General features: G+C 67.9%; 19 protein-coding genes and 1 pseudogene. 6 read left to right on the top strand and 14 right to left on the bottom strand.

Translation table 11 applies throughout. From position 1 onward, the window contains the following. Nucleotides 1–25 precede the first annotated feature (25 nt). The 5 genes from mmsB to ACIQ1T_RS10480 all read right to left on the bottom strand — a co-directional run bounded on the left by mmsB (nucleotide 26) and on the right by ACIQ1T_RS10480 (nucleotide 7,104). Nucleotides 26–934 carry a 3-hydroxyisobutyrate dehydrogenase gene (gene mmsB, locus ACIQ1T_RS10500; protein WP_395944492.1) on the bottom strand — a complete coding sequence of 303 codons (909 nt, stop codon included), beginning with the start codon at nucleotides 932–934 and terminating at the stop codon, nucleotides 26–28. A gap of 26 nt (nucleotides 935–960) precedes the next feature. Beyond that, entirely contained in the window at nucleotides 961–2,022 is a 1,062-nt protein-coding gene (locus ACIQ1T_RS10495; RefSeq protein WP_395944491.1) for an enoyl-CoA hydratase/isomerase family protein, read from the bottom strand. Next, the gene (locus ACIQ1T_RS10490; RefSeq protein WP_395944490.1) at nucleotides 2,019–3,194 is read right to left on the bottom strand and encodes an acyl-CoA dehydrogenase family protein; all 1,176 of its coding nucleotides are present in this window, start codon (nucleotides 3,192–3,194) and stop codon (nucleotides 2,019–2,021) included. The genes ACIQ1T_RS10495 and ACIQ1T_RS10490 overlap by 4 nt, the downstream gene beginning before the upstream one ends. Before the next feature lie 7 nt (nucleotides 3,195–3,201). Beyond that, on the bottom strand, nucleotides 3,202–4,704 hold the full coding sequence (locus ACIQ1T_RS10485; protein WP_395944608.1) for a CoA-acylating methylmalonate-semialdehyde dehydrogenase: 1,503 nt from the start codon (nucleotides 4,702–4,704) through the stop codon (nucleotides 3,202–3,204). Between the two features lie 159 nt (nucleotides 4,705–4,863). Continuing rightward, a complete protein-coding gene (locus tag ACIQ1T_RS10480; protein WP_395944489.1) occupies nucleotides 4,864–7,104 on the bottom strand; it encodes a TonB-dependent receptor in 2,241 nt (746 codons plus the stop codon). A gap of 242 nt (nucleotides 7,105–7,346) precedes the next feature. Between ACIQ1T_RS10480 and ACIQ1T_RS10475 the strand changes: the two genes are divergently transcribed. Continuing rightward, entirely contained in the window at nucleotides 7,347–8,675 is a 1,329-nt protein-coding gene (locus ACIQ1T_RS10475) for a metallophosphoesterase (RefSeq protein ID WP_395944488.1), read from the top strand. 15 nt (nucleotides 8,676–8,690) lie between these two features. Here ACIQ1T_RS10475 and ACIQ1T_RS10470 read toward each other — a convergent pair whose 3' ends face one another. Together ACIQ1T_RS10470 and ACIQ1T_RS10465 are read right to left on the bottom strand one after the other, a co-directional pair. Next, nucleotides 8,691–9,677, bottom strand: a complete 987-nt coding sequence (locus tag ACIQ1T_RS10470) for an aldo/keto reductase (protein WP_395944487.1) — start codon at nucleotides 9,675–9,677, stop codon at nucleotides 8,691–8,693. 54 nt (nucleotides 9,678–9,731) lie between these two features. After that, a complete protein-coding gene (locus ACIQ1T_RS10465; RefSeq protein ID WP_395944486.1) occupies nucleotides 9,732–10,220 on the bottom strand; it encodes a cupin domain-containing protein in 489 nt (162 codons plus the stop codon). Nucleotides 10,221–10,320: 100 nt separating this feature from the next. Here ACIQ1T_RS10465 and ACIQ1T_RS10460 point away from each other — a divergent pair, with 100 nt between their 5' ends. Both ACIQ1T_RS10460 and ACIQ1T_RS10455 read left to right on the top strand, forming a co-directional pair. Continuing rightward, complete coding sequence (locus ACIQ1T_RS10460) at nucleotides 10,321–11,217, top strand: LysR family transcriptional regulator (protein WP_395944485.1); 897 nt, start codon at nucleotides 10,321–10,323, stop codon at nucleotides 11,215–11,217. Nucleotides 11,218–11,355: 138 nt separating this feature from the next. Further along, nucleotides 11,356–12,417, top strand: a complete 1,062-nt coding sequence (locus ACIQ1T_RS10455) for an NAD(P)-dependent alcohol dehydrogenase (RefSeq protein ID WP_395944484.1) — start codon at nucleotides 11,356–11,358, stop codon at nucleotides 12,415–12,417. Nucleotides 12,418–12,630: 213 nt separating this feature from the next. Here ACIQ1T_RS10455 and ACIQ1T_RS10450 read toward each other — a convergent pair whose 3' ends face one another. Further along, complete coding sequence (locus tag ACIQ1T_RS10450; RefSeq protein ID WP_395944483.1) at nucleotides 12,631–13,524, bottom strand: SDR family oxidoreductase; 894 nt, start codon at nucleotides 13,522–13,524, stop codon at nucleotides 12,631–12,633. 146 nt (nucleotides 13,525–13,670) lie between these two features. On the opposite strand from ACIQ1T_RS10450, the gene ACIQ1T_RS10445 reads away from it, so the two are divergent. Together ACIQ1T_RS10445 and ACIQ1T_RS10440 are read left to right on the top strand one after the other, a co-directional pair. Further along, nucleotides 13,671–14,498, top strand: coding sequence for a TIGR02587 family membrane protein (locus ACIQ1T_RS10445; RefSeq protein ID WP_395944607.1), 828 nt, complete (start codon nucleotides 13,671–13,673; stop codon nucleotides 14,496–14,498). Nucleotides 14,499–14,502: 4 nt separating this feature from the next. After that, entirely contained in the window at nucleotides 14,503–14,883 is a 381-nt protein-coding gene (locus ACIQ1T_RS10440) for a hypothetical protein (protein WP_395944482.1), read from the top strand. A gap of 34 nt (nucleotides 14,884–14,917) precedes the next feature. On the opposite strand, the gene ACIQ1T_RS10435 is transcribed toward ACIQ1T_RS10440, so the two are convergent. The 4 genes from ACIQ1T_RS10435 to ACIQ1T_RS10420 are packed head-to-tail and all read right to left on the bottom strand — an operon-like array spanning nucleotide 14,918 to nucleotide 19,101. Continuing rightward, nucleotides 14,918–15,229 carry a hypothetical protein gene (locus ACIQ1T_RS10435; protein ID WP_395944481.1) on the bottom strand — a complete coding sequence of 104 codons (312 nt, stop codon included), beginning with the start codon at nucleotides 15,227–15,229 and terminating at the stop codon, nucleotides 14,918–14,920. Between the two features lie 2 nt (nucleotides 15,230–15,231). After that, the gene (locus ACIQ1T_RS10430) at nucleotides 15,232–17,772 is read right to left on the bottom strand and encodes a cbb3-type cytochrome c oxidase subunit I (RefSeq protein WP_395944480.1); all 2,541 of its coding nucleotides are present in this window, start codon (nucleotides 17,770–17,772) and stop codon (nucleotides 15,232–15,234) included. Continuing rightward, on the bottom strand, nucleotides 17,769–18,746 hold the full coding sequence (gene coxB, locus ACIQ1T_RS10425; RefSeq protein WP_395944479.1) for a cytochrome c oxidase subunit II: 978 nt from the start codon (nucleotides 18,744–18,746) through the stop codon (nucleotides 17,769–17,771). The genes ACIQ1T_RS10430 and coxB overlap by 4 nt, the downstream gene beginning before the upstream one ends. Then, nucleotides 18,736–19,101 carry a c-type cytochrome gene (locus tag ACIQ1T_RS10420; protein WP_395944478.1) on the bottom strand — a complete coding sequence of 122 codons (366 nt, stop codon included), beginning with the start codon at nucleotides 19,099–19,101 and terminating at the stop codon, nucleotides 18,736–18,738. The genes coxB and ACIQ1T_RS10420 overlap by 11 nt, the downstream gene beginning before the upstream one ends. A gap of 136 nt (nucleotides 19,102–19,237) precedes the next feature. Between ACIQ1T_RS10420 and ACIQ1T_RS10415 the strand changes: the two are divergent. After that, nucleotides 19,238–19,843, top strand: a pseudogene (locus ACIQ1T_RS10415) (c-type cytochrome); the annotation flags it as partial. A gap of 7 nt (nucleotides 19,844–19,850) precedes the next feature. Here ACIQ1T_RS10415 and ACIQ1T_RS10410 read toward each other — a convergent pair. Both ACIQ1T_RS10410 and ACIQ1T_RS10405 read right to left on the bottom strand, forming a co-directional pair. Further along, a complete protein-coding gene (locus tag ACIQ1T_RS10410) occupies nucleotides 19,851–20,570 on the bottom strand; it encodes a cytochrome b (RefSeq protein ID WP_395944477.1) in 720 nt (239 codons plus the stop codon). Further along, the gene (locus ACIQ1T_RS10405) at nucleotides 20,567–21,289 is read right to left on the bottom strand and encodes a cytochrome c oxidase assembly protein (RefSeq protein ID WP_395944476.1); all 723 of its coding nucleotides are present in this window, start codon (nucleotides 21,287–21,289) and stop codon (nucleotides 20,567–20,569) included. Before ACIQ1T_RS10405 ends, ACIQ1T_RS10410 begins: the two co-directional genes overlap by 4 nt. Nucleotides 21,290–21,378 lie beyond the last annotated feature (89 nt).

Here is a 21,378-nt window from a genome sequence, read left to right as displayed (position 1 = left end):
GAAGTCCGCCCGCCGACGCCATGCCTCAGACCGATGTTTCGTCCAGAGCCTTCAACTGTCCGCGCAACATCTGCAGCAGGGCCGAGAAGTCGCGTCCGCCATGCCCCAGACCGTCGAACAGGGCGTAGAGGGCCTCGGCCTGGGCGCCCAGGGGCGTCGAGGCGCCGGCCTTGGCCGCCGCGTCCTGGGCCAGTTTCAGATCCTTCAGCATCATGGCCGTGGCGAACCCGCCCTGATAGTCGCGGTTCGACGGGGCGGTCGGCACCGGGCCGGGCCAGGGATAATAGCTGCTGACGCTCCAGCACTGGCCCGAGGATTTGGAGGCGATCTCGAAGAACCGCTCCGGGTCCAGACCCAGCTTCTCGGCCAGGGCCACGGCTTCGCACGTGCCGATCATGCTGATCCCGAGCAGCATGTTGTTGCAGATCTTGGCCGCCTGCCCCGCCCCGTGGTCGCCGGCGCGGATGGTGATCCGGCTCATCGGATCCAGCGCCGCCTCGACGCGGGCGAAGTCGCCCTCGTCGCAGCCGACCATGAAGGCCAATGTGCCCGCATCGGCCGCCGCCGTGCCGCCCGACACAGGCGCATCGGCGAAGGCGTAGCCCGCCGCCTTGGCCAGCCCCGCCACCTTGCGCGCCGTCTCCACATCTATGGTCGAACAGTCGATCAGCAGGGCGCTGCTGGGCGCCGCGCCGATGATCTGTTCCGAATAGATCTTCAGCACATGGGGGCCGGCGGGCAGCATGGTGATCACCACCTCGGCGTCGCGCACGGCCTCGATCACCGATCCGACCGGCGCGCAGCCGGCGGCCCCGGCCCTGTCCAGCGCCGCCGCGCTCAGGTCGAAGGCGGCGACCGCATGGCCGGCCTTCGCCTGATTGGCCGCCATGCCGCCGCCCATGTTTCCCAGGCCGATGAAGGCGATCTTCGTCATTGTCTCTCTCCCTTTGTTCGGCGCCCCTATCTGACGAAGGGCGTCCATTTCTCGTCATCCGGCAGCGGCGCGAACAGGGCGTCCAGCGTCGCCGCCTGAACGCCCGACAGGTCCGCCGGGGACCATTGCGGGGCGTTGTCCTTGTCCACGATCACCGCGCGCACGCCTTCCTGGAAGTCGTGGGTCGAGCCGATCCGGCCGCTGAGCGCGTATTCGACGGCCATATTGGCGCCGAACGAGGCGGCCTTGGCCCCTTCGCGAATATGGCGCAGCGTCACCTTCAGCGAGGTCGGCGACTTGGTCTTCATCGTCGCCAACTGGGCCAGGGCCCAGTCCGATCCGTCGGCCTCCAGAGCCGCGAAGATCTGCTCGACCGTGTCGAAGGCGAACAGCCGATCAATGGCCTCGCGATGGGGCGCAAGCGGCGCAGGCCCGGCGTCCCTGGCGTGCCGCGCCGCGACCGCTTCCGGGTCGGCGGGTTCGGCCAGCAGATCGGCCCTCAGCGCCTCGACGCCCTCGCTGGGCACGAAGTGGGTGTGCAGGCCCAGAGCCACCGTATCCGCCGCCTTCAACCGCGCGCCCGTCAGCCCGATCCAGGTCCCGGTCCCGGTCTGGCCCGGCAGGCGCGGCAGGAACCAGCCGGCCCCGACCTCGGGATAGAGGCCGATGCCCGTTTCCGGCATGGCGAAGGTGGTCCGTTCGGTGGCGATCCGCACATCGGCCGGCTCGGAAATCCCGACGCCCCCGCCCATGACGATGCCGTCGACGACGGCCGTCACCGGCTTGGGATAGTGGAACAGCAGGTCGTTCAGCCGATACTCGGCCAGGAAGAAGGCGCGCGCGTCCACGCCGTCGCCGGCGCCGCTCTCGGCGATCATCCGGATGTCGCCCCCGGCGCAGAAGCCCCGCTCGCCCGCATGGTCGATCAATATGGAGGAGACGGAGGGATTCGAACTCCAGTCCGCCAGCGCCGCCATCATCGCCTCGCACATCCCGTGCGTCAGGGCGTGGATCGCCTTGGGCCGATTCAGGGTGATCCGTCCCACCCCGTTCTCGATGCGGGCGATGATCTCGGATTCAGTGGTCATGCTCTAGTCAACTCCCGCGCCACGATGACGCGCATGATCTCGTTCGTGCCTTCCAGGATGCGGTGGACCCGCAGGTCGCGCACGATCCGTTCCAGCGGATAGTCCTTCAGATAGCCGTAGCCGCCGTGCAGTTGCAGGGCCTCGTCGGCGATCTGGAAACAGGCGTCGGTGGCCAGACGCTTGGCCATGGCGCACCATTTGGTCTTTTCCGGATGGTCGGTGTCGATGGCCCAGGCGCCGCGCAACACCATCAGCCGCGCCGCCTCCAGATCGGTGGCCATGTCGGCCAGTTTGAACTGGGTGTTCTGGAAGTCGCCGACCGGCTTGCCGAACTGTTTGCGCGTGGCGACATAGTCCTGGGCCGTCTCCAGCGCCAGCCGCGCCCCGCCCAGCGAACAGGCGGCGATGTTCAGCCGTCCGCCGTCCAGACCGGCCATCGCATAACGGAACCCCGCCCCCTCTTCGCCCAACAGATTGGCGACGGGAACGCGGCAGTCGTCGAACTGGACGATGGCGGTCGGCTGGGCGTTCCAGCCCATCTTCTTCTCCTGCGCGCCGAACGACAGGCCGGGCGTTCCGGCCTCGACGACGACGGCCGACACCCCCTTCGCCCCCTCCCCGCCCGTGCGGACCATGACGACATAGAGGTCGCTGGTCCCCGCGCCGGAGATGAAGGCCTTGGAGCCGTTCAGCACATAATGGTCGCCGTCGCGGACCGCCGTGGTCCGCAGCGCCGCCGCGTCCGAACCCGACCCCGGCTCGGTCAGGCAGTAGGAGGCGATACATGTTTGCCCCCCTACCGCTTCGCTGCTTGAGGGCCGCCCCATCCTGACCAGATCGGCGATGAACCGGCCGCGCAACTCGTCCGAGCCGAACCGGTCGATCATCCAGGTCGCCATATTATGGATCGACAGAAAGGCCGCCGTCGCCACGTCGCCGCGCGCCAGTTCTTCGAAGATCACCGCGGCCTCGACCCGGCCCAGGGCAAGGCCGCCATGCTCTTCGCCGGTGTAGATGCCGCAAAAGCCCATCTCGGCCGCCGCCTTCATCGTGGCGACGGGGAAATGCTTCTCCTCGTCCCACTTGGCCGAATGCGGGGCCAGTTCGGCCTCCGCAAAGGCGCGCGCCGCGTCCTGGATGGCGCGCTGGTCGTCGTTCAGCTGAAAGTCCATGCCGACCTCAGCGCATGGTCGGAATGACGAACGAACTGTCGGCGTGCTCCAGCGCGCTGTCAGGCCAGCGGGCCGTCACGGTCTTGGTCTTGGTCCAGAAGCGGACGCCCTCCATGCCGTGCTGGTTGATGTCGCCGAAGGCCGAGCGCTTCCAGCCGCCGAAGGTGTGATAGGCGACCGGCACCGGGATCGGCACGTTTATCCCGACCATGCCGACATTGACCCGCGCCGCGAAATCGCGGGCCGCACGGCCGTTCTGGGTGAAGATGGCGACGCCGTTGCCGTACTGATGGTTCGACGGCAGGGCCAGGGCCTCCTCGAACGTCTCTGCACGGACGATCTGCAGAACCGGACCGAAGATCTCTTCCTGATAGGCCGACATGTCCGGCGTCACATGGTCGAACAGCGACGGACCGATGAAGTATCCCTTCTCGTGTCCCTGCAGGCTGAACTCCCGCCCGTCGACGACCAGTTCGGCGCCTTCCTGCACCCCCTTGTCGATCCAGCCCAGCACCCGCTCGCGGTGGGTCTGGGTCACCACCGGGCCGTAATGGGCCTCGGCGTCGGTGGAAACGCCGACCTTCAGGGACGGGATCTCCGCCACCAGACGCTCGCGCAGCTCGTCGGCGGTCTTCTTGCCGACCGGCACCACGACCGGCAGGGCCATGCAGCGTTCCCCGGCCGAGCCGAAGGCGGCGCCGGTCAGATCCTTGACCACCTGGGCCATGTCGGCGTCGGGCAGGACGATGCCGTGGTTTTTGGCCCCGCCCATGGCCTGGACCCGCTTATGGTTGGCGGCGCCGGTCTGATAGACATAGTGGGCGATGTCGGACGAGCCGACGAAGCTGACGGCGTGGACCAGCGGATGGGTCAGAATGGCGTCGACGGCGGTCTTGTCGCCGTGCACCACGTTCAGCACCCCGTTCGGCGCCCCGGCCTCCAACATCAGTTCGCCCAGGCGCACCGGCAGGGACGGATCCCGCTCGGACGGCTTCAGCACGAAGGTGTTACCCACCGCGATGGCCACGCCGAACATCCACATCGGGATCATGCCGGGGAAGTTGAACGGGGTGACGCCCGCCACAACGCCCAGCGGCTGGCGCATCGAATAGACGTCGATGCCGGGGCCGGCCCCTTGCGTGTATTCGCCCTTCAGGGCGTGGGGGATGCCGCAGGCGAACTCGATAACCTCCAGCCCGCGCTGGATGTCGCCCTTCGAGTCGGCGATGACCTTGCCGTGTTCGCTGGACAGCAGCTCGGCCAGTTCGTCCATCCGCGCCTCGACCAGACGCTTGAAGTCGAACATGACGCGGGCGCGGCGCTGCGGATTGGTGCTGGCCCAGCCGTCGAAGGCGTTCTGCGCCGCCTGGACTGCGCGATCGACCTCGCCGACGCTGGCCAGTTGGACGCGGGCCTGGACCTCGCCGGTGTTGGGATTGAAGACGTCGCCGAAACGACCCGACGCGCCATCGAAGGCCGCGCCGTCGATGAAGTGGCGAATGTCGCGCACCATACCTGAGATTCCCTGTGACGTTATTGCTGTTGCAACCGTCATAGCAGGCAGGATCGGCCTCTTGCAGCGGAAAAACGGAACAGGCTTTCCGCCCCGCCACGCAAGACGGCCGCCGCAGTCGCCCGCGACGGCCGTCCTGTCAGGCCCATACGGACCTTAAAAGCGCCTGGTCAGTTGAACGCCGTAGGTGCGGGGTTCGTTGACGAAGGCGGTCAGGTTGTTGAAGTCGATGGCGCCGATGACGTTTTCCTCATCGGTGAGGTTGCGGACATAGGCCGCCGCTTCGAGGCCGGAGGCCAGGTTACGCCAGCCGGCGCGCAGACCGCCCTCGAAAGCCGTGTCCTGCATGAATTCGACCGATTCATAGAGGAACAGGTTGAAGTCTTTCTGCATGACCCAGTCGGTCGAAGCGAACAGTTCGGTGTCATTGCCCATCGAACGCACGTAGTTCAGCGTCAGATTGGCGGTGTATTCCGGCGCCTGCGGGAAGGGATTGCCGTCGATGTTGGCGCGACGCGTCGTGCCCACGGTGACGATCGGATCGGTGACGGTGCAGGCCGAGCCGCAGATGGCGACCAGCAGGTCGCTGTCCTTGATCTCGGTGTGGTTCCACGAGGCGCCGGCCGCCAGGCTGAAGCCCGCGCCCAGATAGACGTCGCCGTCCAGCTCCAGGCCGTAGCCCTCGCCCTTGTCGGCGTTGATCAGACGGTTGGAGTTGTCAGCGCCGCCGATGGCGGTGAACTGCATGTCGCTGACTTCATAGACATAGGCCGCGCCGTTCACGCGAGCGCGACCGTCCCACAGGCGGCCCTTGAAGCCGGCTTCGTAAGACATGACGGTCTCGGAATCGGCCGTGGTCAGGACCGGCAGGTTGCGGCCCTGGATCGACGGACCGCGATAGCCGCTGGCCACGCGGGCGAACAGGTTCAGGTCATCGTTGACCTGATACAGGGCGCTGACGTCCCAGCTGATTTTCTCGTCGCCCACCGAGATCGCGCCCGTGCCGCCCGCGCCCGCGCCCAGCACGATACGGCCGTTGTAGTCGCGGCTGTCGTCGGTGTAGCGGACGCCCGCCGTCACCTTCAGGGCCTCGGTCAGCCTGTAGCTGCCCTGACCGAAGACCGACCAGGAATCCGACTTCTGCACGATGTCGGTCACGCGCGTAGGGGCCGGATTGCCGGTGCCGTTGAAGGTGCCCGAGACCAGGTTGAACCGCTCGTCCCAGTAGAAGGCGCCGACCTGCCAGCCCAGGCGGCCTTCGCCGTTCGAGGCCAGGCGCAGTTCGTAGGTGTATTGCTGCAGGTCGCTGTCCAGGGTGCCGGTCTCGGAGTTGAACGGCGTCTTGTAGGGCGTGCCGGTCGGGGCCGAGGCCACGCCGCCGTCGATGTCGCCGTCGCCCGAGGACGACCCCTGATACGAGGCGACGACGCCGGTCAGGGTGGCGGGACCGAAGTCATAGGCCACTTTCAGCGACTCGGAGGTCGTCTTCTGCTTCTGGAAGTTGTTGCGGCCGCCGTCATAATAGACGGTGTCGCGGTCGAAATTGCCGTTCAGCTCGTTCGAGCCGGTGGTCAGGGCGTTGGCGCGGTTCATCGTGCCGGTGCCTTCATAGTCGCGGGCCTGCAGGGTCAGCAGGGTCGACAGGCGGTCGGTCGGCTGCCAGGCCACGTGGAGACGGGCGGCGATGTCGTCGAAGCCGCCCAGGTCGTCATCGTTGGCGTCGGCGAAGGACGGATTGTAGGCGTTGTTGACCCAGTCGTCGCGGTGATTCCAGAGGATGGCGCCGCGAACCTGCAGGGTGTCGGCGGCCGGCATGGTGACCGCCGCCTCTGCACGGGTCGAACCCAGGTTGCCGTAGGTAACCGAGCCGAAACCGGTAAATTCGTCCGACGGCTTAACCGTGTCGATCTTGACCACGCCGGCCGGGGTGTTGCGGCCGAACAGGGTGCCTTGCGGACCGCGCAGCACTTCGAGCTGCTGCACGTCGAACATCGGGAAGCCCTTCAGGTAGACGCTCTCCAGCACCACGTCGTCCATCACCACCGAGACCGGCTGCGAGGCGGTGAAGTCGAAGTCCACGTTGCCGAGGCCGCGGATGTAGAAGCGCGGCGCGTAGCGACCGTTAGAGCTTTCGACCTGCAGGCTGGGCGCCCGTCCCGAAAGCGACAGGATGTCGGCGCCGCCGGCTGAGATTTCGGTCAGGGTCTGGGTGTTCAGGGCGGTGACAGCGAAGGGCACGTCGCGGATGTTCTCGCTGCGGCGCTGCGCGGTGACGACGATCTCGTCGACGGCCGCGGCGTCCTGAGCGGTGGCGACCGACTGCGCCATGGCCGGCGCCGCGAGGAGGAGCGCGAGGCTGCTGGCCGAAACGGCGAGGGCGGTGAGGCGGCGTGTCATGTGTGGAATATTCCCGAAGGCTGGAAGGCGGCCGTGACCTAGGCCTCAGCGCATCGAATCTCCATCGCAGAAGCGATACTCTGGATGAACTTTTCACGACGCGACCACAGACCGCACGAAACCGTGCGTTTCCCGACGCCAATCCGACGTCAAGCCATTGCGAAGGGAAGCGAACGGTGAAAATGCATCGAATCGTGTCCGTTTCATCTTCTCCATTGCATCGTCGGCGCCTGCTAGGCGGAATGGCCGCCACGGCCCTGATCTCCGCGACGCCGGCCCGCGCGATCGAGGCCGCGCGGCGCGAAACCGCGTCCTTGCGGGTCCTGGCGATGTCAGACCTGCATTCCGCCTATGACCGGACCGGCCAATTGCTCGCCGCGCTGGAGGCCGAGGTCGCGACCGGAACGACGCCCCACGTCATCGCCGTAAACGGCGATGTCTTCGAACACGGCAATGTGGTCGCGGTCCGGTCCGGCGGCGCGATCGACTGGGCCTTCCTTGCCGAATTGCCAAAGCTCGCGCCGACGGTCGTCAACCTGGGCAACCACGACAATGACATCACGCCCGACCTGGCCGAGGTGGTCGCCCGTCTGCGGGATCTGGGTGCAACGGTTGTCACCAACATCGTCGACGCCCGTACGGGCCGCTCCTTCGCCCCCGCCGTCGCCGACCTGGCGCTGGGTCGACGCCGGCTGAGGATCGTCGGCGTGGCCACCGACGCGCTGAACACCTATCCGGCGGCCAGTCGCCCCAGGCTGGACATTCCCCCGCCGGGCGCGTGGGCCCGTGCGAACTTGACCCAGGCCCTGGCGGGCGCCGACCTGATGATGGTCATGAGCCACGCGGGCGTCGCCGGCGATCGCGACATCCTGCCCCTGCTGCCTGACGGAGCCCATATGGTAGGAGGGCACAATCACCTGCTGTTCCAGCATCGCCAGGGCCGCAGCCTGTATGTCCACACCGGATCGTGGAGCAGCGCCTACACCGTCCTGACCTTCGGCGGGGCCGGTGACGCCGTCTCCATCCCGGTGTCGGCCGGGGCTAGGCCGTCCGCCCACGTGGCGGACCGGATCGCGGCCACACTGCACGACACGCTGACCGCCGACGAAACGACCGTCCTGGGTGTTTCGCCTCGGGCGCTCTCGCTGGGCGATACCGGTCGCGCCGTCGCCGCCGCCCTGGCCCGGGCCACGGGCGCCCAGGCCGGTTTCATAGGTCACACCACCTTGGGCGCGAGCCTGGCGAACGGACCGGTCTCGCGCTTCGACTTCGACGCTGTGGTGCGGTTCGACGGCAAGCTTATGGTCGCCGAAGTGACGCCTGACCGGCTGGCCCAGTTCATGCGTCGCGCCAATCAGGACCGTCCCATGCCGCTGGATCAGCGCAACGGCGACTTCCTGTACGCCCAGACGTTCGAACAGGAACACGCCGCCCCGGTGCGTATCGTGACGACCGACTGGTGCGCGACCAATCAGGTCGAGTATTTCGGCGTTTCGGATCTGGTCTTCACAGAGGCGCCGGACCTCAAGCTCAAGTCGGTCGCCGGCAAGGCCCTGCTCGCCTCGCGCTGAGGCCGCGCCGATCGATCAGCGGCCGACCGTGGCCATCAGATGCTCGGGATAGCGGGCGCCCTCGACGTCGATCTCCGTCAGGGCCTGGCCGATCGCGGCCATATCGGCCTCGGTCAGCTCCAGGTCGGCGGCGGCGATATTCTCCTCGAAACGGCTCAGTTTGGTCGTGCCGGGGATCGGCACGATCCAAGGCTTCTGGGCCAGCAGCCAGGCCAGGGCGATCTGGGCCGGCGTCGCCTGCCTGTCCGCCGCGATCTGGGTGATGCGGTCGATCAGAGCCTGGTTCTTCTCCATCGCTTCCGGGGTGAAGCGCGGCAGCAGCTTGCGGAAGTCACCCTCGGGAATCTTCGCCCCCTTCATGGCCCCGGTCAGGAAGCCCTTGCCCAGCGGACTGTAGGCCACCAGGCCGATGCCCAACTCCTCGCAGGCCTCCAGAATGCCGTTGGTCTCGGGCCCGCGCGTCCACATCGAATATTCGTTCTGCAGGGCGGCGACCGGCTGGACCGCGTGGGCGCGACGCACCGTGGCGGCGCCCGGTTCGGACAGGCCGAAATGGCGGACCTTGCCCTCCGCGATCAGATCCTTGACCGTCCCGGCCACATCCTCGATCGGCACATTGGGATCGACCCGGTGCTGATAGAGCAGGTCGATCGTCTCGATCCCGAGACGTTTCAGCGAACCCTCGGCCGCCGCGCGGATGGTCTCGGGCCGGCTGTCGATGCCGGTCTGTTTGCCGTCCGCGAAGGCGAAGCCGAACTTGGTGGCGATCACCACCTGGTCGCGGACGTCCTTCAACGCCTCGCCGACGATCTCCTCGTTGGTATAGGGACCATAGACCTCCGCCGTGTCGAAGAAGGTCTCGCCCCGCTCGACCGTCTGACGGATCAGGGCGATGCTCTCGGCCTTGCCCAGGGCGGCCGCATAGCCGAAATTAAGCCCCATGCAGCCGAAGCCGATGGCCGACACCTTCAGGCCGCTGTTTCCGAGCGTGCGCGTCTTCATATCCGTTCCTCATCAATAGTCTGCGGCGGCACGGCCTCCGCAGGTGTTCGCAGGTCAGTGCGAGGCGGGCTGGAACTGTTCGTCGGTGACGGGCTCCATCCATTCGACGGCCTTGCCGTCCTGGGACTCGGCGATGGCGATATGGCTCATCGCGGTCGTCGCCGTGGCGCCGTGCCAGTGGCGTTCGCCCGGCGCGATCCAGACGATGTCGCCCGGCCGGATTTCCTGGACCGGCTGGCCCTCCAGCTGAACCCAGCCCAGGCCGGACGTGACGATCAGGGTCTGGCCCAGCGGATGGGTGTGCCAGTTGGTGCGCGCGCCGGGTTCGAAGGTGACGGTCGCACCGCCGACGCGTGCAGGGGCCGGCGCCTGGAAGGGGGCGTCGAGACGCACCGTGCCGGTGAAATAGTCGGCGGGCGGAACAGCCGACGGCTTTTCACCGCTGCGCTGGATGTTCATGGCGGGGCTCCATTGGGTCTGGCTCTGAGCCTGAACGGCCGAAGGCGCGGCCAGGATCAGCAGGGCAAGGACTATTCGGCGCATGGATTCGATGTCTCGGCGTCGGGCTGTCTTCAAGATAGACGGCGCGCCACCTGCCTATTAGACGCTATGATCGACAAGGGCCTATATCGGGAGTTCATGAGTGCGACGGGAAGAACTGGGGGATCTGGCGGCCTTCATGGCGGTGGCGGAGGCGCGCAGCTTCACCAAGGCGGCCGGTCGGCTGGGCACGTCGCAGTCGGCGCTCAGCCATACGGTTCGGCGGCTGGAGACGCGGCTCGGGCTCCGGTTGCTGACCCGCACGACCCGCAGCGTGGCGCCGACCGAGGCCGGCGAACGTCTGCTTGAAACCCTGCAGCCGGCCTTCGAGGAGATCGACGCCCGCCTGTCCGCCCTGACGGAATTGCGCGAGAAGCCGGCCGGCAATATCCGCATCACGACCGGCGAGCATGCGGCCCGGACCATCCTGTGGCCGGCGCTGGAGCCCCTGCTTCGGGAGTATCCCGACATCAACGTCGACATGAGCTTCGACCAGGGGCTGACGGACATCGTCTCGGAACGGTTCGACGCCGGGGTCCGCCTGGGCGAGCAGGTGGCTCAGGACATGATCGCCGTCCGCATCGGCCCGGAGGTGCGTATGTCGGTGGTCGCCGCGCCGTCCTATCTCGCCGACCACCCGGCGCCGCTGACGCCGCACGACCTGACCGACCACCGATGCATCAACCTGCGTCTGCCGACCCTGGGGGGTCTGTATGCCTGGGAGTTCGAGAAGGACGGGCGCGAGGTCAAGGCGCGGGTCAACGGCCAGCTGGCCTTCAACGACGCCCAGATGATCATCACCGCCGCCACCGCCGGGTTCGGCCTGGCCTGCCTGCTGGAAGGCCAGACGACGGCCCATGTGAACGACGGGCGGCTGGTGCGCGTGCTGGAGGACTGGTCCCCGCCCTTTCCCGGCTATCACCTGTATTACCCCAGCCGCCGCCAGCCGACCCCGGCCTTCGCCTTGCTGGTCGAGGCCCTGCGCTATCGCGGTCCCTGACCAGACCCGCTCCATTCATGAACGGACACGATAGGTCCATGTGCGCAAGCCGCACTAATCGGGAGATCAAACAGAGACTAGTCTGATCGTGACTTCGGCCGGCCGCTGGCCCGCCGGTCTCCTCACCTCATCGGGATATTGACCATGAAGACCATCGGCTATGCCGCCGCGTCCGCCGAGGCGCCGCTCGCCCCCTTCCATTTCGATCGTCGCGACCTGCGCGCCAACGACGTCGCCATCGACATCCTCTACAGCGGCGTCTGCCATTCGGACCTGCACAGCGCCCGTAACGACTGGGGCTGGTCGTCCTATCCCCTGGTGCCCGGCCACGAGATCATCGGCGTGGTCAGCGCCGTCGGCGCCGACGTGACCCGCTTCAAGAAAGGCGACCGCGTCGGCGTCGGCTGCATGGTCGACAGCTGCCAGAAGTGCGACCAGTGCGCCAAAGGCGAGGAGCAGCTGTGCCGCGAAGGCAATACCGGCACCTACAACGGTCAGGACCGGATCACGGGCGAGGCGACCGCCGGCGGCTATTCCAAGGCCATCGTCGTGCGCCAGGAGTTCGTCCTGTCCGTGCCGGAGGCGCTCGACATGTCCCGCGCCGCCCCCCTGCTCTGCGCCGGCATCACCACCTATTCGCCGCTCAAGACCTGGGGCGTCGGCCCCGGCAGCCGCGTCGGCGTGATCGGCCTGGGCGGCCTGGGCCATATGGCGGTGAAGCTGGCCGTCGGCCTCGGCGCCCATGTCACCGTCCTCAGCCGCAGCCCCGACAAGGCCGCCGACGCCAAGGCCCTGGGCGCCCACGCCCTGCTGATCTCGACCGACGAGACGGCGATGAAGAGCGCAGGCTCGGGCTTCGACCTGATCATCGACACCGTGCCGGTCAAGCATGACCTGAACCTCTACACCCCGCTGCTGGACGTGGACGGCACCCTGGTGATCGTGGGCCAGATCGGCCCCATGGACGAGATGAGCACCACCCCCCTGCTGCTGGGCCGTCGCCGCATCGCCGGCTCGCCCATCGGCGGCATCGCCGAGACCCAGGAGATGCTCGACTTCTGCGCGTCCAAATCGATCCATCCCGAGTGCGAGACGATCCGCATGGATCAGATCAACGACGCCTTCGACCGGATGGAAAAGTCCGACGTCCGCTATCGCTTCGTCATCGACATGGCCTCGCTGACGGCCGAAGCGGCCTGACGCCGCGCTCCCGGCGCGACGACGCTCCGTCGCGCCGGGATCTTTCCGCACGGCGCGCCTGGCGCAGGCCGCGTCGCGCTTCATCAGGTCCAGCACGGCTGTCGATCGCGTGGTTCTCGGGCGTGGTCGGCAGGAGGCTGTTTTCCTGGCCTGCAGCTTCTGGATGGCGGCGTCGCGAAAAAGGGCCGGCTGGACGACCGGCCCCTCGCTCGATCAGGCGACGCCGGCGCCGCCCGTGACCCCGAACACCTCGCCGGTGATATAGCTGCCCTCCTGAGAGGCGAGCAGCACATAGACCGGCGCGATCTCGACCGGCTGGCCGGGACGTCCGAAGGCGCTCTGCGCGCCGAACTTGGCGACCTTTTCGGTCGGCTGGCCGCCCGACGGCTGCAGGACGGTCCAGAACGGTCCGGGTGCGACCACATTGGCGCGGACGCCCTTCTCGATCAGCTGTTTGGACAGGGCCTTGGTGTAGGCCACGATCCCGGCCTTGGTGGTGGCGTAGTCCAGCAGGATGGCGGACGGATCATAGGCCTGGATCGAGGCCGTGGTGATCACCGCAGCGCCGGGCGGCAGGTGCGGAACCGCCGCCTGGGCGATCCAGTGCAGGGCGTAGAGGTTGGTCTTCAGCGTCTTGTCGAAGTCCTCGCTGGAGACCTCGGCGATCGTCTCCCGATACTGCTGGCGCCCGGCGTTGATGACGAGAATGTCCAACCCGCCCAGTCCGGCGACGGCCTTCTCGACCAGTTCGCGCGACCAGGCTTCATCGGTCACATCGCCCGGCAGGGCCACGGCCTTGCGCCCCTCGGCCTCGATCAGGGCGACGACCTCGGCGGCGTCCTTTTCCTCGGACGCCAGATAGGAAATGGCGACATCCGCGCCTTCACGCGCATAGGCGATGGCCGCCGCCCGGCCGATGCCTGAATCGCCGCCCGTGATCAGGGCCTTGCGCCCCGCCAGCCTGTCCGACCCCTTGTAGCTGGTCTCGCCGTGATCCGGCTCGGGGTCCATCCTTGCGGCCAGACCGGGCGCGGACTGCGGCTGTTTCGGGAAGGGCGGCCTGGGGTATTGATCGCGGGGATCCTGCAGACTCAAACGGTCGGCCATGTGGGCTCCTTGGCTCCGGGGGTTCCCTGAGACAACTCGACGCCCCGGCGCCCGTTCCCCCCGGGCCGCGCCCCGCCGCTCCAGCGTCAGGAACGAGGTGGAAGCGGCGCCGGAGCCAAAGCTCGACCTTGAGCGTTGGCGTGGCGATGACCCTTCCCGCCTTCTTCGATCCGCGTCGTGAACGCGCCTATATGCGGGACCTCGGCCGCGCGTTCGCGGGCGCCCTGGTGTTCAACATCCCTCTGTTGATGACCATGGAGATGTGGACTCAGGGCGTGACGATGGATCGGTGGCGCCTGCTGCTGTTCATGACCGCGGGCCTGCCCCTTTTGTACGGCCTGGCCTATTACGCCGGCTTCTCCAAGCGGACGGGCGTCTTGAATGACGTGCTGGACACGGCGGTCGCCCTGGCCGTGGGTTTCATCACCGCCTCGATCCTGCTGATCCTGTTCGCCGTGGTCCAGTGGGACGCCCCGCCGCGCGAGGCTCTGGGCATGGTCGCCCTGCAGGCCGTCCCCGGCGCCATGGGCGCCCTGCTGGCGCGGCGGCAGCTAAGCGGCGAAGGCGGCGGCGAAGGCGACGAAGACCACGCCTCCTATGTCGGCGAGCTCTTTCTGATGGCGGCCGGCGCCCTGTTTTTCGCCCTCAATGTCGCCCCGACCGAGGAAATGATCCTGATCGCCTACAAGGCGACGACCATCCATGTCCTGGCCCTGGTCGTCGTCTCCCTGCTGCTGCTCCATCTGATCGTGTTCAACGCCGGGTTCGCAGGGCAGGAGGAGGCGGACCATCCCGCAAAGGCCTTCTTCCACTTCACCCTGCCCGGATACGCCATCGCCCTGGGGATCAGCCTGTTCGCCCTTTTCGTGTTCGGACGCACCGACGGCCACGGCCTGACCGGCGTCGTCCAGACGACGGTGATACTGGGCTTCCCCGCCGCCATCGGCGCAGCCGCCGCTCGCCTTCTGGTCTGAGATCATGCCGACAAAGAAATCGCCCCGGACCACCGTCGTTCGTCCCAGCCTTCAGTGGGCCATGGCGCTGGTCGGCGCCCTCGTCACCCTCTCGGCCCTGGGCGTCATCGTCTGGGAGGCGATCCAGCCGCCCGCCCCGCCGGCCTTGAGCGCGCATATCGTCGAGATCCAGTCCACAACGGCAGGCCAGGTCGCGACGGTCAAGGTCGTCAATGACGGGGACGACACGGCCGCCGCCGTCGCGATCGAAGGCGAGCTGGACGGAGAGGTCGCGACGGCGACGCTGGACTATGTCCCCGGTCACGGCCACGCCAAGGCCTATCTGCGCTTCGACGCCGACCCGCGCGCCGCCGTCGTCACGGTCAGGGGCTGGTCCGCGCCCTGAGGCTGGACCCCGGCCCCGCCGGACCAGGCCGGCCTCAGCCGACGATGAGCAATGCAAGCGTCTGAAACGCGACGCCTATGCCGCCGATGACGCAACCGCCGAGCGCCACCGAATGCTCGAACCGCCTCGGATCGGGTTGCGGCCCGCGTCGTCCCGCCCTGGCGATGGCGACGCCCAGACCGGCCGCGCCCGCGATACAGACGAGACTGAAGCCTGCGCCTGCCAGGCGCCAGACGGGATCGTCGGCTGTGGCGACCACGTCGGCGACCGAGGTGATCAGATAGAGGCCCAGGAAATGGGTCGCCCAGATCAGCAGCCCGCCCAGGAGGATCAGCCAGCGGCGCATGGTCAATGACCCGGGAAGAGGTGGGTCAGAACAGCCCCGTAGGCGCCCTGGGCCGCCGAGAAGCCGATGAACAGGGCGATCAGCTGATAGGTCGCCGGCCGGCTGGAATTCACGAGACCGAAGGTCCAGCGCGCCAGGGCGAACAGACCCATCAGGCCGACGATGCCCGCGAACATCCCCTGCCAGGCCAGAAGGCCGAAGACGGTGGCGCCCTGGCTGTTGAGGTCGGGCCGAAGACCCACGCTCCACCAGGCGTCGAATTCGACAGCCCAGGCCGCGATGATCGCCAGACTGGCCAGAAGCATCAGGACCGCCGCGATCAGGCCGCTGCGCGGTCGATCGAAGGCCAGGGCCTTCAACGACAGCCAGGCCAGGACGGCGGCGGCGGCGGCCAGCCCCAGGACCAGGACCAGGGACATGATCTCGGGCGGGGCCTGCCAAAGATCGGGGCGGCGGCTCCACAGGAAGATGTAGGAAAACCCGGCCATGACCGAGACCATGCCTGACACGATCAGGGTGATGACCATGGCCCACCAGCCGTGGCTCGACGGGCCCGACACATAGGTCGGCACACGCACGCCCCCGCCGATGTCCACCGTGGCGTCTCCGCTGGGCCGGTCCAGGGTCCAGCACCATTTGAGGATGCAGTAGACGGCCAGAACGCCGCAGATCACCGAAACCAGATAGGCCTGGATCGTCAGGATCAGGAAGAAGCCTGCGGTGAAGATGGCCGCCCAGACATACCAGCTCGAGGGCCGGGGCATCCGCAGCAGATACTGGGGCTCGGCGTTCAGCGGGCTGGTCACGATGGTCTCGCGTTCGCCGCGCGGCGCGCCGGGCAGGAAATAGCGGCCCGCCTCGACCTGCCTGGCCAGCCCCTTCTGCTCCCAGCCCGGATACAGGCTGGTGATGACGGGAATGGACCGCAGTGAATAGAGACCCGCCGGCAGCCACTCCAGGCCCGGCCCGCCGAAGACATTGCCCGCCTCCTTGCTTCCGAAGGGGCGGAAGTTGCGGATCATGTCGATCACCCACAACAGCACCGCCAGACCGAACAGGAACGACCCCGCCGTCGAGATCATGTTCGGCAGATCCCAGCCCCGCTCGGGCAGATAGGTATAGACCCGTCGCGGCATCCCCATCAGCCCGGTCAGGTGCATGGGCAGGAAGGTGACGTTATGGCCGATGAACATCAGCCAGAAGATCCACTTGCCCCAGCGTTCCGACAGGGGCCGGGCGCTGGACATCGGCGTCCAGTAATAGATGGCCGCGAACATCGGGAAGACCATGCCGCCGATCAGGACATAGTGCAGGTGGGCGACGATGAAATAGCTGTCGTGGGCCTGCCAGTCGAACGGCACCATGGCCACCATGACGCCGGTCAGCCCGCCCATGACGAAGGTCGTCAGCCCGCCGACCGCGAACAGGCCGGGCGTGTTGAACCGCATCTTCCCCGCCGCCAGGGTGGCGATCCAGGCGAAGACCTGCACCCCCGCCGGGACGCTGACGGCCATCGAGGCGGCGCTGAAATAGTTGATCGAGATCTGGGGCATCCCGGTTGTGAACATGTGGTGGGCCCAGACGCCGAAACTGATGAAGCCGGTCGCCAGCATGGCCAGGACCACCAGTCTGTGCCCGACCAGCTTCGTCTGGGCCACGGCCGGGATCAGGGTCGACATGGCCCCCGCCGCCGGCAGGAAGATGATGTAGACCTCAGGGTGGCCGAAGAACCAGAACAGGTGCTGCCACAACATCGGATCGCCGCCCTTGGCCGCGTCGAAGAAGGGCCAGCCCAGGGCGCGCTCCAGCTCCAGCAACAGGGTCGACAGGATCACCGACGGGAAGGCGATGATGATCATGCAGGCGAAGATCAGCATGGCCCAGGCGAAGATCGGCAGCTTGTCCAGGCTCATGCCCGGCGCACGGGTCTTCAGGACGCCGACGATGATCTCGATGGCGCCGGCGATGGCCGAAATCTCGATGAAGCCGATGCCCAGCAGCCAGAAGTCGGCGTTGATCCCCGGCGAATAGGCCATGCCGGTCAGCGGCGGATACATGAACCAGCCGCCGTTCGGCGCCAGGCCGAAGAACAGAGAGCAGAAGAAGGCCAGCCCTCCGACCAGATAGGCCCAGAAGGCATAGGCCGACAGGCGCGGGAACGGCAGGTCGCGCGCCCCCAGCATCTGCGGCAGCAGCAGCACGCCCAGGGCCTCGACCGCCGGCACCGCGAACAGGAACATCATCACCGTGCCGTGCATGGTGAAGATCTGGTTGTAGGTCTCCTGCGCCAGGAAGCCCGTCATCGGCAGGGCCAGTTGGGTCCGCATCAGCAGGGCCAGCACCCCGGCCAGCACGAAGAACAGCATGGCCGCGCCGACGTAATAGACGCCGATGAAGTTGTTGTTGATCGCGGTGATCCACTCCCACGGACTGCGCGGGCCGCACCACACCTCTTCGAGCTGCTCCAGCTCGCCCTCGGGACGAGGCTCCTGGGTCGGGAAGCGTTTGTAGAGTTCGGGATCGAACCCGGTTTCCGAACTCATTTCAGGCTTTCCAGATAGGCGGCGACGGCGCGCAGGTCCCGGCCCGCCAGGACCGGATAGGCCGGCATGCGGTTGCCGGGCTTCAGGCTCTGACTGTCCGAGATCCAGCCGGCCATGGTCCCCTGATTGTTGGGCAGGATGCCCGCCCCCAGGGTCTGGCGCGATCCCACATGGGTCAGGTCCGGGCCGGCGAGACCATTGGCCTCGGTTCCGCGGATCGTGTGACAGGCGGCGCAGCCCGAGGCGTCGAAGACGTTCCGCCCCTGGTCGATCAGGGCCAGGGGCGCCTGGGTCGAGGCCACGGCGGCGGCCGGACGCGCCTGCCGCTCGCGCCAGGCGGCGTAGTCTTCCGGCGCATGGGCCACGACGACCAGCCCCATCAGGGCGTGCGGCCCGCCGCAGTATTCGGCGCACTGGCCGCCGAACGTCCCCGCCTCGTCCGCCTGCAGCCGCATGAAGTTGCGCCGGCCGGGGATCATGTCCGTCTTGCCGCCCAGGCGCGGCACCCAGAAGCTGTGGATCACATCGGCGCTCTCCAGCTCGAACACGACCGGCTGGCCGACGGGGATATGGACCTCGTTGGCGTCCTGGACGATCTCGCGCCCCTGGTCGTCCAGATAGGCGACGCGCCACCACCACATCTCGCCCGTCACCCGCACCCGCATCTCGCCCGGCCGGGGGCCGTCGGCGATCCGCGCCGTCGTGCTCAGGCCGTAGATCAGCAGACCCGTCAGAACCACGACGGGAAAGACCAGGCCCGCGATCCAGACCAGCCGCTCGCCGCCGACGCGTTGCTTCCACTTGCGCGGACCGAACAGGGCGACGCCCAGGGCGATCAACACCACGGTCATGACCACGGCGGCCATGACGAACAGCACCCAGGCCACCGTCTCGATCGGCGCGGCGAAGGGGCCCGCCGGATCAAGTACGGGCGGGGGCCAGCCGGCGGTTCCGGGGGCGGTCTCAGTCTTCATCGAGCGAATACAGATAGGCCGCGACGTCGCGGGCTTGGGCTTGTGTCAGGGGCATGGGCGGCATGGCGGTTCCGGGATCCAGCGAGGGGGCGTCGATCAGCCAGCGGGTCAGGACGTCAGGCTGGTTCGGCAGGCGTCCGGCGATCATCGGCCGGGCGCCGAAACCGGCCAGATCGCCCGCCGTCCGCCCCTCGGGCCAGGCCACCCCGGGCGTCTTGTGGCAGGCGGCGCAGCCGACGGACTGGATCACGGCCAGGCCGCGCGCGGGATCACCCTGTACGACCGGACGCGGCAGGTCGGCCTTGTCGACACAGGCCCCCAGACCGGGCGCGGCGACCGCGAGGGCGGCGAGCACGGCCGTTCTCATCCTGCCGCGATCGTCGAACAACTCATCCCCGCCCCTGAAGCTTCACCAGACCAATCCCTCGCCGGGACGGAGGTTCCCCCCTGCGACACGCCGTCCAGGGCGCGGGCCGGCCGGAACCTTCACCATGAGGACGGGTTCGTTCGACGTGCGCCTGTCCCATCTCTCCTTCGCTCCCCTCGGTCTGGCCCTGTGCGGCCTGGTCGCCGCCTGCGATTCCACGCCGGGCGAGACGGACCGCGCCTTCAGCGCCGACGGGCGGATCATCGCCATGAGCGGCGGCGCGGGCGGGGCGGCCAACGCCTGTTTCACCTGCCACGGGCTGGACGGCGGCGGCGACGGCCTGGCTGCGCCCCGGTTGGCGGGGATGGACGCCGGCTATCTGCAGAAACAGATGGAGGACTACGCCTCGGGCCTGCGTCCCGACGACGCCATGACCCGCATCGCCAAGGCGCTGGACCAGAAGGGCCGCCGAGAGGTCGCGGCCTATTACGCGGCCCTGCCGGCCCCCGCGACCGCGCCCGCGTCGAACGCCCCCGCGCCGGCCCTCTATCTGAACGGCGATCCCGCGCGGGGCGTCGTGGCCTGCGCCTCCTGTCACGGCGCTGATGGCCAGGGTACGGGCCGGGGCGGCAATCCGCAGATCGTGGGTCAGCCCTTCGCCTATACGCTGGAACAGATCGAGCGCTGGAAGTCCGGCGACCGCCGCAACGATCCGCGCGGCGTCATGGCCGCCGCCGTCAAACCGCTTTCGGACGCAGAAGCGCGCGCCATAGCGACCTGGCTGTCGTCGCGACCTTCCGCTCCAGCGCCCGCCAGCGCCGCTGCCAGCGGGTCCGCTTCGGTCGCAGCTGCGGCACGACCGGCAGCATCGCGTGAAACACGTCGTCCCGATCGATCAGATGGTGCTTGAGCGCCGCCCCGGCGTGGATCGGGATCATCAGGATCAGGGTCGCCACCATGCCCCAGTGCATCCATTCCGCCGCCGCCTCGATCGCCCATAGCTGGGTGTTCGACAGGTCCTGCAGCGGCAACATCGGCCATTTGATGAAGCCCAGGGTCTCCAGCTGGCGCGTCCGGTCGGTCGCCGACACCATGGCCCAGCCCGTCAGGGGCAGGCCGAACAGGCAGGTGTAGAAGACATAGTGGGTCACATGGGCGGCCATGCTCTCCCAACCGGGCTTGTCGGCGTCGTTGATCAGGTCCGGCGCCATCAGTCGCCACGACAGACGTCCGATCACCAGGATCAGCATCAGCACCCCGATCGCGAAATGCAGGTCATAGGCCGCGACCATGGCGCCGCCCACCGGCTGGCGTCCCATCCAGAAGCCCCAGCCGATCTGGAAGATCACCAGTCCGGCCATGATCCAGTGGAAACCGACGCCGACCGGCGAATAGCGGCCCTCGTCATGGTGACCGGCCGCCCATTCCAGCAGTTGCCTGAACAGTTTTTCGATCACGCCGGACGCGCCTCGACATCCGGCCCCAGCATCCGGCCCAGCCGCCACAGGGCCGCGACCAGATAGAGCGCCGCCGCCGGAGCCCACATGATCAGTCCCGCCGCCTGCTGATCCTCCAGCGGCGTCAGACCCCAGGCCAGGGTCGTATAGGCGTGGGGCGCATACACCGCCTGGCCGGCGAAGGTCAGCACCGCGCCCAGCAGGCCCATGGCCAGCATGGCGGCCAGCAGGGCGACCACGGCGGTCGGCGCCGACGCCGCTCGCGCCGCCGCCCAGAACCAGACCGCGCTGGCCACCAGGCTCGATTGCATGATCCAGTAGAGCCCGTCGTTCGACAGGGCCGCCGCATAGGCGCCCGGCGCGTGCCAGGCCCAGAACACCGCCGCCTGGACGGCCGTCGCCAGCAGCAGAGATCCAGCGCGCCGCTCGGGCAGGATCGCCGCCAGCAGGGGCGCGGCGACCGCCACCAGCAGGACATGATGCACGGTCCGCGCCGCAAACAGGGCCGAGCTCAGGGCGCACAAGGGCGAGACGAAACCGAGCGCCAGCACCGCCATGGCGGCCAGACCGAAGGCGCGCCGCCTTCCCTGCAACCGCCAGACGATCAGCCCCGTCGCCAGAACCAGCAAGGCCAGCAGCACCGGATCCAGATTCCAGCGCCAGTCTCCGGCGTCAGGCGCCGGACCGCAATAGGGCGTCCACACAGGCGCGGCGCTCATGACCCTGGCTCGTTTGAAAGCACGCGCATCCCCTGAAGCTTCGCTTGGGAAAGGCCCGGGCGCGGCGCGGGTTCCCGCAGGAAACGGTT

Origin of the sequence: Brevundimonas sp. (assembly GCF_044336875.1) — a bacterium.
Lineage (GTDB): Bacteria > Pseudomonadota > Alphaproteobacteria > Caulobacterales > Caulobacteraceae > Brevundimonas.
This window is presented reverse-complemented; position numbering and strand designations above follow the sequence as displayed.

What these genes read in the sequence shown, in the direction of transcription:
- mmsB (WP_395944492.1), bottom strand. Translation starts at nt 934, where the DNA reads ATGACGAAGATCGCCTTCATCGGCCTGGGAAACATGGGCGGCGGCATG.
- ACIQ1T_RS10495 (WP_395944491.1), bottom strand. Translation starts at nt 2,022, where the DNA reads ATGACCACTGAATCCGAGATCATCGCCCGCATCGAGAACGGGGTGGGA.
- ACIQ1T_RS10490 (WP_395944490.1), bottom strand. Translation starts at nt 3,194, where the DNA reads ATGGACTTTCAGCTGAACGACGACCAGCGCGCCATCCAGGACGCGGCG.
- ACIQ1T_RS10480 (WP_395944489.1), bottom strand. Translation starts at nt 7,104, where the DNA reads ATGACACGCCGCCTCACCGCCCTCGCCGTTTCGGCCAGCAGCCTCGCG.
- ACIQ1T_RS10475 (WP_395944488.1), top strand. Translation starts at nt 7,347, where the DNA reads ATGGCCGCCACGGCCCTGATCTCCGCGACGCCGGCCCGCGCGATCGAG.
- ACIQ1T_RS10470 (WP_395944487.1), bottom strand. Translation starts at nt 9,677, where the DNA reads ATGAAGACGCGCACGCTCGGAAACAGCGGCCTGAAGGTGTCGGCCATC.
- ACIQ1T_RS10465 (WP_395944486.1), bottom strand. Translation starts at nt 10,220, where the DNA reads ATGCGCCGAATAGTCCTTGCCCTGCTGATCCTGGCCGCGCCTTCGGCC.
- ACIQ1T_RS10450 (WP_395944483.1), bottom strand. Translation starts at nt 13,524, where the DNA reads ATGGCCGACCGTTTGAGTCTGCAGGATCCCCGCGATCAATACCCCAGG.
- ACIQ1T_RS10445 (WP_395944607.1), top strand. Translation starts at nt 13,671, where the DNA reads ATGACCCTTCCCGCCTTCTTCGATCCGCGTCGTGAACGCGCCTATATG.
- ACIQ1T_RS10440 (WP_395944482.1), top strand. Translation starts at nt 14,503, where the DNA reads ATGCCGACAAAGAAATCGCCCCGGACCACCGTCGTTCGTCCCAGCCTT.
- ACIQ1T_RS10435 (WP_395944481.1), bottom strand. Translation starts at nt 15,229, where the DNA reads ATGCGCCGCTGGCTGATCCTCCTGGGCGGGCTGCTGATCTGGGCGACC.
- ACIQ1T_RS10430 (WP_395944480.1), bottom strand. Translation starts at nt 17,772, where the DNA reads ATGAGTTCGGAAACCGGGTTCGATCCCGAACTCTACAAACGCTTCCCG.
- coxB (WP_395944479.1), bottom strand. Translation starts at nt 18,746, where the DNA reads ATGAAGACTGAGACCGCCCCCGGAACCGCCGGCTGGCCCCCGCCCGTA.
- ACIQ1T_RS10405 (WP_395944476.1), bottom strand. Translation starts at nt 21,289, where the DNA reads ATGAGCGCCGCGCCTGTGTGGACGCCCTATTGCGGTCCGGCGCCTGAC.